Origin of the sequence: Streptococcus sp. SR4 (assembly GCF_000517725.1) — a bacterium.
Classification (GTDB): Bacteria; Bacillota; Bacilli; order Lactobacillales; family Streptococcaceae; genus Streptococcus; species Streptococcus salivarius_F.
On the sequence record NZ_AZYW01000068.1, the window covers coordinates 293,991 to 304,330 of the forward strand.

Annotated in this window: 10 protein-coding genes; all 10 read right to left on the reverse strand. The window is 40.5% G+C overall.

Annotated features, from left to right (window positions below; translation table 11 throughout):
• Positions 1 to 23: 23 nt before the first annotated feature.
• Positions 24 to 1,397 (reverse strand): GHKL domain-containing protein, encoded by a 1,374-nt coding sequence (locus tag HMPREF1519_RS09170; protein ID WP_022495868.1) that lies wholly within the window; start codon positions 1,395 to 1,397, stop codon positions 24 to 26.
• Positions 1,398 to 1,430: 33 nt separating this feature from the next.
• Complete coding sequence (locus tag HMPREF1519_RS09175; protein WP_022495867.1) at positions 1,431 to 2,741, reverse strand: hypothetical protein; 1,311 nt, start codon at positions 2,739 to 2,741, stop codon at positions 1,431 to 1,433.
• 281 nt (positions 2,742 to 3,022) lie between these two features.
• A complete protein-coding gene (locus HMPREF1519_RS09180) occupies positions 3,023 to 4,762 on the reverse strand; it encodes a DUF6287 domain-containing protein (RefSeq protein WP_022495866.1) in 1,740 nt (579 codons plus the stop codon).
• 9 nt (positions 4,763 to 4,771) lie between these two features.
• Positions 4,772 to 5,032 (reverse strand): hypothetical protein, encoded by a 261-nt coding sequence (locus tag HMPREF1519_RS09185; RefSeq protein ID WP_002884593.1) that lies wholly within the window; start codon positions 5,030 to 5,032, stop codon positions 4,772 to 4,774.
• A complete protein-coding gene (locus tag HMPREF1519_RS09190; RefSeq protein ID WP_004183421.1) occupies positions 5,033 to 5,848 on the reverse strand; it encodes an ABC transporter permease in 816 nt (271 codons plus the stop codon).
• An 8-nt stretch (positions 5,849 to 5,856) separates the two neighbouring features.
• Complete coding sequence (locus tag HMPREF1519_RS09195) at positions 5,857 to 6,642, reverse strand: ATP-binding cassette domain-containing protein (RefSeq protein ID WP_002891779.1); 786 nt, start codon at positions 6,640 to 6,642, stop codon at positions 5,857 to 5,859.
• A 9-nt stretch (positions 6,643 to 6,651) separates the two neighbouring features.
• Positions 6,652 to 7,164 carry a hypothetical protein gene (locus tag HMPREF1519_RS09200; RefSeq protein WP_022495865.1) on the reverse strand — a complete coding sequence of 171 codons (513 nt, stop codon included), beginning with the start codon at positions 7,162 to 7,164 and terminating at the stop codon, positions 6,652 to 6,654.
• Complete coding sequence (locus HMPREF1519_RS09205; protein WP_022495864.1) at positions 7,161 to 8,759, reverse strand: Hsp70 family protein; 1,599 nt, start codon at positions 8,757 to 8,759, stop codon at positions 7,161 to 7,163. Before HMPREF1519_RS09205 ends, HMPREF1519_RS09200 begins: the two co-directional genes overlap by 4 nt.
• A 325-nt stretch (positions 8,760 to 9,084) precedes the next feature.
• Positions 9,085 to 9,780, reverse strand: a complete 696-nt coding sequence (locus HMPREF1519_RS09210) for a hypothetical protein (RefSeq protein WP_022495863.1) — start codon at positions 9,778 to 9,780, stop codon at positions 9,085 to 9,087.
• Positions 9,781 to 9,784: 4 nt separating this feature from the next.
• A complete protein-coding gene (locus tag HMPREF1519_RS09215) occupies positions 9,785 to 10,231 on the reverse strand; it encodes a LytTR family DNA-binding domain-containing protein (RefSeq protein WP_022495862.1) in 447 nt (148 codons plus the stop codon).
• Between the last annotated feature and the right edge of the window lie 109 nt (positions 10,232 to 10,340).

Genomic DNA, 10,340 nt, shown 5'->3' on the forward strand with positions numbered 1-10,340 from the left:
TCCTCTGATTTAGCTCTACATCTTTATTTAAAAATCAATTCCTGTTTGAAGAGGTAATCACCACTGCTTGTAATCAAATTGGCATCACTATACTTCCTAAGAATATCCTTGGCTGAGTGAAGGTTAAGACCTGAGGTCTTCTTCTGGTTTTCTTCCTGCATAATGGCATCAAGGTCAACTTTTTCTTCTCGCGTCCTATTTTCCATGACGAAATGGTAACTTCCATCCTCATCATGTCGATGAAAACTAAAATTGATTTGACTGGCAGGCACCTGCTTACTCTCATCAATCGCATTACTAAAGAAAATGGATACCAACAAGGTCAAGTCAACCACGTTCATGGTAAACCCTGAAATTTCCTCAGGAATATCACAAGTCACTGGAATATTACTACGTTTAGCCTCCATCATACGAGCCGAAAGAAGGCTACGTAAGGGTAAGGACTGAATATTTTCCAGCTTAGGATTATCAATGACACGGAAACGTTCAAACTCCTTGGCACTCTCTCTAAGGACATTCTGGTACACCTGTTCGGCAAGAGCCTCTTCCTGGTCACGTACTTCCTCTGAAAATTGTTCCACAACCGTCTGATAAGACTGTCTGTATTGTAACAACTCATTGTAGAGAAGATCAATCTTTTGGTTGGCCTTGGTCAAACTATTCAAATGCCTCTTTTCCTCCATGGTCAAACTCTCTTCCAAATACTGCCGAGACAGTTGATTAAGATGGGCAATTAGGAAAATGAAAGCCACTGCGGATAAGAGAACCCAGAGCATCCGAAATCTCAACTCCAACTCTGAAGAGTAGCCAGGGAACCAACTGTCTAAATTCACACTGAGATAGATTCCCAATAAATAAATGGCCATTGCTATAGCAACTCTTCTAGAAATCTGGAGGTTCTGGAAAGAGTCATCGCTATAGACCTTCCAACGCTTCAAATCCAAGCCCAAGAAACGGTCAAATACAAAATAAAGTGGCAAAATCAAACCGTAAGATAAGAGATAGAAAAGAGCATTTGACCCTACCTCAGCGACAGGGAGATTCAAGAGAAGGGGAATAAAGAAGAGTCCCAATAAACGATAAAGTAAATCTGACGTCACCACTGGAAACAAAGTATGAAAAGCATACTGGGTCACCGACCAGGTCTTCCCTTTAGCAAGAAAGGCCAAAATCATTAGGATAAAGACATCAAAAACCATAATCATGTTAGTAATATTATACTGAATGACTACATCTAACAGGGCTAAGGTCAAGAAGACCGTCCAGGAGATACGAATGTCTGTCATTCGTTTGAAAATGGCACAATTTATCGTCAGCGTTAAAATAAGCTGAATGGCTAGAAAGGCATCTGTATCATAGAGATTTAAAAAATTTATTCCCAAAAACGATTCAAACATCGAATCTCCTTTCTATATTTTTTTTACAAGTCTTTAGTATTCAAATTGCTGTCTATAGATGAACTTATCATTCTTAAAGCTAAGTTTAGACTGAGGGTAACGCTCCATAATATCTTCGAGCTGCTCATTGATTGATAAGTGACTCTCATACGTCTCGTGGGGCGCCTCGGCACTATCTTGCGAAAGGGTTGTCTCTACAGAGAGGACCTGGACCTCACCTCTTTGGTAATAAGACATACGAACTAAACTATTTTCTTGACCATGAGCTCTCAACAAGGCATTGTCCAAGAAGGTCGTTAGAACAGCTGATAAATCCACCACATCGATATGAACTGGGGATATAGGGTCTGGAACCTCCATGATAAAATCAACGCCAACAGCATGAAACTCCATATACTTACTCTCAATGACGGAACGTAACAATTGAGAAAGCAGGTTAGAAATATCTGGCATAACCTTGCTGAAGGGAACCTCTTCATCAGATAGGTTCTGAGTGTCTCCCTCTTGACTAGTAGCCAGAACGGTATTAGCCTTCTTAGGTACGACTACCTTAGGCACTCCATCACGGTATAGCTCCTGATAAAGATGGAGGATATGCCTACTAGATTCCTGTAAGCTCTGGAAATGACGCTCCTGCTCCTCTTTCAACTCCAGAAAAAGTTCATCCTTAATCCACTGGTTGGCATAGGAAACAATGATGAAGAAGGCTCCTGTTGCTAATAGAAGGATTAACTTGGCATAATTGTTAACCACTTCCACAGGCCAGATGCTAGCAAAGTAAGGCATGAAATCATTTAGAAGCCCGTATGAAAGAAAGGCAAAGCTAACCCCAATAACAATAGGGGTGAAGTGTATACGTAAGCGCTCCTTTTCCTCGACCTGCAAATATTCATAACCAATAAAACGGTGAACCAAAAGGTAAAGAGGATAGGTAACTACCACACATATAAACTCCGTTAAAGATTCTGGAATACGGCTCATCAAGTCGGCTCCCAAAAGTAAAGGAAAGACGATTAATGACAAGCCCCGTATAATGATATTGGTCGTCCCCCAGGCATAAAAACTATTAAATACCGGCTCTATCCATGGCAAGTCTGGACGTTTGTAATAACTAAAACAAAATAAAATGAGAGGATTAAGTAAAAATTTGAATCCCATAGGAAGAAAGGGAATCAAAACAACTGATAAAAGGCCACCTAATAAAAGTAGCCACCAAGAAATCTTGACTCTACCAGCTGCATGAAACATCAGATAATTGACAAAGAAAATCAAGAGCGTGTCTATAGATACTAGCCAATGAAAATCTTTAAAAACAGCAAGTAGCGATTCAATAATAGAAGTCATTCTTTTCCCCCTCTCCCTCTAATCTGATTTAAGAAACTTCCTCAAAAATCCCCTAGGAAGCCCTTTTTACAACACTACTCATTATATAGCTTTTTGTAAGTTTTCACAATAATTAATTTTCTTATAAAGGTCTACAATACCTCTAAGAATCCATTTATTTATAGAAGATAGACTTACTATTAAATTAAAGTTACAAATGTAACATAAAAAGTTGAGACAATTTTATCTCAACTTTTAGATTATAAAACTACTTTTTTGAGACTTACTTTTAAGCCTAAAGTCTAGTCAGCCTTGTAGTAGAATTGTTTGGCGTCAGATTGTGGTGATGCTGACTGAGTAATCAAAATACGATCTTTAGTATTATCCGAACCGTCCACAAATCCCTGCACTGTCGGAAGTGTGACTCCCTTAGGAATAAAGAGAATACCTGCTCCGGTAATTCCCATCCTTAAACTTGATGTGAGATAGCCATTCTCAAGTTTTCCATTTGTATTTTCAACAACATAATTCTCAGGAGCTGTTAAATTGTCCTTAGAAAAATTCAGACTTAAGCCATTCCCATTCTTCCAAGTCCCTTCGAGGCTTTGGAAGTTATTATCCTTGATAGCATTAACATCCATACCTGTTTGTTCGGTCTTGGTTTCCGTTTTTGATTCTGTCTTAGCCTCTGATGAGCTTGATGATGACTCCGATGTTTGTGAAGAACTTGAAGATTCTGAGCTTTCAGATGTGCTAGCACTAGAGTAATGCTTGAGCAACTCTTGGTAAGCCTCTTGCATGTCATCTGGTGCTACCTTATAGGTCTGAACAGTCTTCTTATCGTAATTACCCTTCCAGTAGTTCGTCACATAATAAACGGTACCGTTGGAGCCTAGAACGATTTGGTAAGAATCCTTATCTTGGTCAACCAAATCCTTATAGAGCTTGTTGTAGCCATTATAATTGCCACCAGTTTTGTCATCAGCTGAAAAGTCCTTAAAGAGGGCTTTTTGTTCAGCAGCATCGTCTTCATACATCGCATGTTTCTTATCCTTCAAGGTATAAAGACGGAAGGATGATGTTGGACTATAGTCTGCGGTCTTACCACTATTGTCATTAATCCCTAAAGCAAAGGAATCAACAGTGTTTTTATAATCCTTGAAATCATAGTTTGAGACTTCCTTGCCATTGATGATACCACTCGGAACACCAGTAATATGTTCATAGCCATCCGCATTGATGAGATTAGCAAGGATGGTAATCGTTTGGCTGCTACCTTTTTCCTTAGGTGCCTTAAATGACAGGAAGGTTGGACTACCATCATTGACCTTGGTGATGCTGTCAAAGCTACTTTGAACTAAAACAGCATCCTTGGCATAATCAGACTGATAGAGCCATTTCCCAAAAGCTTCCGTAATGGACTTAATGTCTTCAGTCGAATAGTCTGCAATATAAGTGGTTTCCTTATCACCATTGACATCGGTCTTAGTCTTGATATCTGCATTTGGCTTATTTGGATCGTTAGAAGACGATTCTGAGCTTGCATCGCTACCTGAGGATGAACTACTTGATTCCAAAATATCCTTAATAATGCTTTTAACTTGGCTACTTGAAGAACTAGACGAAGCCTCGCTAGACTCAACGACTTCAGAGCCTCCCTCAACCTGAGTATAGGTGTCTGATTCAGTCATTTCAACCTTCGCATCTCCTCCAGGTACCATACTTGGTGTGATACGGATAGTACCGTCTGAGCTACCGTTAGTTCCAGGCAACTTAAAGCTCAAAGAACGGTCTTCTCCGGATTGGGCATTAGCCTGATAAGTATCCCCGGTCTCCGTATTTTTGACTTCGTATTTGTCTCCCTTGATCTTACGAACTTCAAAACGCACCTTGTTCCCGGTATTCTTATCGACAACGGTTGTGGCATAAACTCTTGAAGACGATGAAAAAGCCGTGCTCTGAGTGTATTTTCCAAGTACCATGAAGACCAAAAAGACAATCAAGGCTAAACCGATAAACTTTTTATGTTTAAACTGTTTCATGAGGTCCTCCTAGATAAATAGATAGCCAACAACATAGCCAAAGAGAGCAATACAAATCAAGAGCAAAATTTCCAAAACTAAAAACCAGCTAAACTTGAGATCACCCAAACCAACCTTAGACAAAACTTGTCTGAATTTAGAATTTTTCTGTCTGCTCAAGCCACTAGAAAGAGCAAAACCAGTCTTAGCAGCTTCTGCGACTTCCTTATCACTTGGCTTGCGACCATGCTGCACTTGGAAGTCAATCAGCCATTCATCATATTGTTGCATTTATTTCTCCTTCTTCTGAAGTGTGACGAAAAAGAGTAGGGCATAAACGAGGCAATGAAGCACCAAGGCCCACCATTGTCCCCAGAATTCGCCTGTAGACCCTTGAAAGGCCTCCAACTGGCTCTTAGGGACTGGGACTCCGTACTTAGCCAAGCTCGATGGCAAGTCTGACAAGTCACTAGAAATCCCAAAAAGCTTGTGGCCATAACCAAGATAGATAAATTTTTGTACCCAATCAATGGCTTTAGGCAAAGACAGGATAGTTCCCGACAATGAAAATTGCATGATACCCACAACGACTGCTAGGATAACAGAGGTAATCTCAGATTTGCCAACCAAGGCTGAGATAAAGAGGGCAATAAAATGCGACGCCAAGAAAACCAGGAGTACTGTAATCCCAACTTCCCAACGGTAGGAACCAAAAATATGACCAGCGTCTGGAAATTCCTTGTCAAAGAACTTACTAAAGACAGAGTAAGATAGGATAAAGACAATGGTTTCCAAAACAGCAAAGAAGGCGTGAATCCCCATACTAGCCAAGGCGAAGGCTGAACGACTCAAACCTGAGAAAAAGTCACGGTTGAGGACCGAGCGTTCCTTAGAAATATAAATACTGTTTTGAACCACAATCAAGAGACTGGTTGAGAAAAGCAAGAGAAAGAGGGTCATTCGAGTTGTTTCGAAATCTTTCAAAAATCCCTTGTCTTGGATATAGAGGATTAAGCCTTCGAAAGCGACAATGCCCAGAAGTACCTTCACAAAATCCATGTAGTGGTGTTTAAATTTATACCAACTTAATCGTAATGCTGCGTTCATAAGTCTCCCTAAATCTTGTAAATACGTGTTGAAGCATTGAGCTCTTGATAGACATCTGCGATATTCATATCCATATATTTACGAATCATATAAGGATCGCTAGTCTTGTATTCCAAAAGCAACTCTTCATAGGTTCCTGCAAATGTCGGACGTCCCTTAGACAAGAAGATAATCTTGTCAAAAATAGCCAAATTTTCTGTATTGTGAGTAATAACCACAATAGACTTGTTAGCTGATTTAGCCAAGATTTTCAAGGTACGTAAGAGATTACGATCACTAAGGGCATCCAAGCCTGAAGACGGTTCATCAAGGATAAAGTAGGGACTAGGGCTAAGAAGCTCGATACCAATAGAGACACGACGTTTTTGCCCACCAGAAAGCTCTGAGATTTTCTTATTGGCAAATTCCGTCAACCCTAAATCATCCATGATGCCTGCAATGCGATGCTTTTTAGTCAGCTTACCGCTCCCTTTCAGATGGTGATCCGCATAAAAATCAAAGGTCTCAGATACCTTGAGGTACTCACGTAGGAGATTTTGTTGGGGTACATAGGACCAAGAGCGTGAACCCGCAGTCACAGGTTTACCATTTTCTAAAATACGAAATTGTTGGCAAGTCGGTTTAAGCTGGCCTAGGAGAATCTCTGTTAACGTTGTTTTCCCTGAACCAGAAGCACCCAAGATACCGACAACTTGGCCAGTCTCCATAGTAACATCCAAATCTGTAAAGAGCTGGTTATCATTTCCCTTATATTTGAAACAGATATGTTCAAATGTTAATTGATTGGTTTCCATTAATATCTCCTAAGACATAAGTAACATCAAAGCCACAATTAGAATGGCTCCGATAATAAGAACGATGACATTGATATTGAAAAAGAGAATCAAGCTTAGTAGAGTCACAAAGGCGAAGGCCGCAAAGAGGTAATTTTTAAGAGGTGACTCTTTAGTCTGAGTCACCGCAACAGGTTCAAAAGGAATTTCCTTTTTAGCAGATAGATTGCTAGCATCAGTGGTCGTCCCCTTGTCAACTTCCAAGGTCTTTCTCTGAGCCTGTCTGAGCTTTCGGTCGTATTGTAACTTCTCATGGTCTGAGAAAAAGATTGAGCGAATCGTGTAGAGCTCACTGCGCAAACGCTCACCTTCTTTATCCAAGGTACCATTTGTCCAGAGCTCCTCCAGCTCCTCACGTAAAAAGGAAAGGGCCACGAAACAATCTTGAGCCGACATCTCTGGAGAGATGCGGTTACTGACCTCTCTTAAATAGGGTACTTCCTGTCCTGTCTCTGTATCAATTGCTTTGTAGTAGTCTATCATGAGATGAATTTAGCAAAAATAGCTTGAAGTTCTGACAAATCTTCCTTAACCACTTCTTGGGTTTGGTTGACTTGTGCATTGACTGAAAAGCGTGCCACAACAGTATTGCTTCGAGGGTCCGACACTGTCACGGTAACAATTTGTTCTGAGTCAAAGGCATAGGTGACTTGTGCCAAGAGCTCACCTTTCTGACGAGGTTGTGGCACTTGCCCTTCCACTTGTCCCAAAATCTTCACAGCAAATGGATTTTCATAATTTCCTTCTGTGATACGAAGTTTAAACTTACTCTGTCCATCCACGACCGCAAAGAGATCCTTGGTAACAGCCAAAGGCAAGACTGAGTTACGTGGAACCACGACACTATTATAGTAGTCACCCACAAAACTGTAGTTCTTGTTTGGATTTTTCTTGAAGAGCAGACCGATTCCCTGAGAGGTCACATCCTTGACAACCACTCTATCTGTCTCAGTTGTCTTACCATCCTGATGTTCAGAGAAGCTAACCTCGTTATTGACGATAAGGTCAGCCAAAATAGAAGCTCCCTGTGCCACGATGGTATCTGGATTAAGGTCAAACTTAGGCTCCAAACCACTCATCAAACGAATCATTTGACGAATCATTGGCATACGTGTTGACCCACCCACAAGGAGAATATGGTCAATCTCTTCCCATTTTAAGCCAGATGCTTGAAGAGTAGATTGCACCTTGATTTCAGTATCTTTGAGGAGGTCCAAGGTAATTTCATTGAAAATCGCTTGAGTAATCAAGACACCGTAACCTTGACCATTGACATAGTGCTCATAGAGAGCTTGGTCATTCACAGATAGACTAGTCTTAATCTGCTCAGCCTTATATTGAAGTTGAATTTTTTCCTTCTCGGAAAGGTTAGTCATATTGACCCCTTGTTTTTCCAACTCCTGCATGATGTAGCCCACAAGACGCTTATCAAAGTCAATCCCACCAAGGCGTGAATTCCCGTCAGTTGCCAAAATATCATAGGCATGATCAGCCACGCGCATGATGGTAACGTCAAAAGTTCCTCCACCTAGGTCGAAGACCAAGACATTCCCTTGAGCATTTTTAGTGTGGGCATAGGCAATGGCCGCAGCTGTAGGCTCATTGATAATACGCAAAACATTAAATCCTGCAATACGACCAGCATTCTTAGTTGCCGCACGTTGATCTGACGTAAAGTAGGCAGGCACTGTGATAACAGCATCCTTGATACCATCTGCTTGGCCCATCTCCTGCCCAACTACATAGGCACGTTTACGAAATTCGTTCAAAACCAAGGCCGAAAGAATAATAGAATTGACACGTGTGTGGTCTGGTGTATCACTAGCAATGGGACGCCCAATATCACGTTTAAAATCAAATTTAAAGTTTTCTGTACTTCCGATTTCTGTCCCACGTTCAATGGCTTCCTTACCAAAAGACACATGATTTTGGCCACTAATATTTGAGAAATAAACCGCTGAACGTAAGACCTGATCGTCATTCGTCCCCATCGGAATAATCTCTGGCACATCTTCACGAACAACAGCCATAACGGAATTCGTTGTTCCTAAATCAATACCAATCGCTTTTTTTCTCATAACAATTTCCCTTCTAGCCTCATTTTGAGTTTACTTGACTATCGCTCCAAGCAGGCATCCGCTTAGATTATCTCCATCATCGCTGTCACATAAAACTTCAAAAGAGTAAAGTTATTCCAGTCTAGTTTTTTTCACTATACTATATTATCACAAAAAAAGAGACTATAAAATAGGAAAAAAGGGAGTAGGACCGAACAACTTTTTAAAAATTGTTCCTTGTCCCACTCCCTTGAGTATTAGTTGATTTGAAAGACTTGATGAACTTAGAAATCCCAGAGCTATTGCCCTCCTAAATTGTCATGTTTATAGCAACCTCTCTCCTAACTTAATCAATCGAACTCTCACCAACATAGATAATTTCTAAATTACCCAAGGAAACATCGCCTTTGATGTAGAAGTCCTTGCTGGTCAAATTGCTAGGATTTTCCTCATGCTGTACAGCTGAAAGCGAATTATCCACATTCACATGTACTCGCCAATCACTGGGCACATAGAGGCTAAGACTTCCAAGAGAAACGTCCACATCAAACTGGGCTGATGGCCCCTCAATACGGCAATTATCAAAATAAACGGAAGCCTGCCCTAAACTAACATCTGCACTCCCATGCGTAAATTGCTGGTCATTAAGATACTTGGTCACTGCTGAAAAAGTGACATCAATATCATTTCCTCCATTATTAGCGTCTGAACCAGTTGCACCCAATCCAAAACGATTCTTTGTTTTACTAGAAGAATTGAAGAGAATGTTCAAGCCAATAACTGCAAGAATGGAAGAAAAGATAAGGACCGAATTAGATACTGGAAGAAAATGGAACTGTCCATTGAGTGAAAAAAGAGCCACAATACCATAGGCGAAACCAAGACCAAAATGTCGCTTCAAAAGACTAGAAAGGGATAAAATAGCTAATAAGACCACCCAGGCCAACATCCAAATACTAATTTCCCATTTTATAAAGTAGTCCTGTACAATTACTAAAGCTGCCAAAAGGATCAAGAGGATCCCAATTAATTTCTTTCTCATTATCTTACCTCATTTCGTTTAGTCGTTCTTTTAAAACTTGATAGTAGCGTCTTGATACATGGACCTGCTTGTGGGTCTGATAGAAATTCACCGTACTGGTCCCTGAAAAAGACTTCTCCAAAGAATAAATCTGCTTAGCATTAACAATCGTCGATTTGGAAATCCGACAAAAGGCAATCGGAAGCAATTCTTCCAATTCGTAGAGTTTTTGCTTTACCTCATAGGCCTCATCCTTAGTATGACCATAAATTTTCTCCCCGTCTGTTTCAAAAAAGAGAATATCTGCCAAATCCAGAAAATATTCACTGCGATTCTTGTAAAAGGCTAACGGAACTAACTTTTGCTTTAGAATAGACTCTTGGAGCTGGGCTAATTCCTGTGTTAACCGAGGAGCTCGAATCAAGATTTCAGGCTCATCCATGGATGGGTCTAATTCGATTCTAACTTTCATAAGACTCCTTTCCTGTCCTTTTGATGTTTCCATTATAACAACTGCTTTACACAAAACAAGGCCTTTTAGGTAAGTGGCACAGTTTAGCCCCTAAGAGGTTAAAACAGAC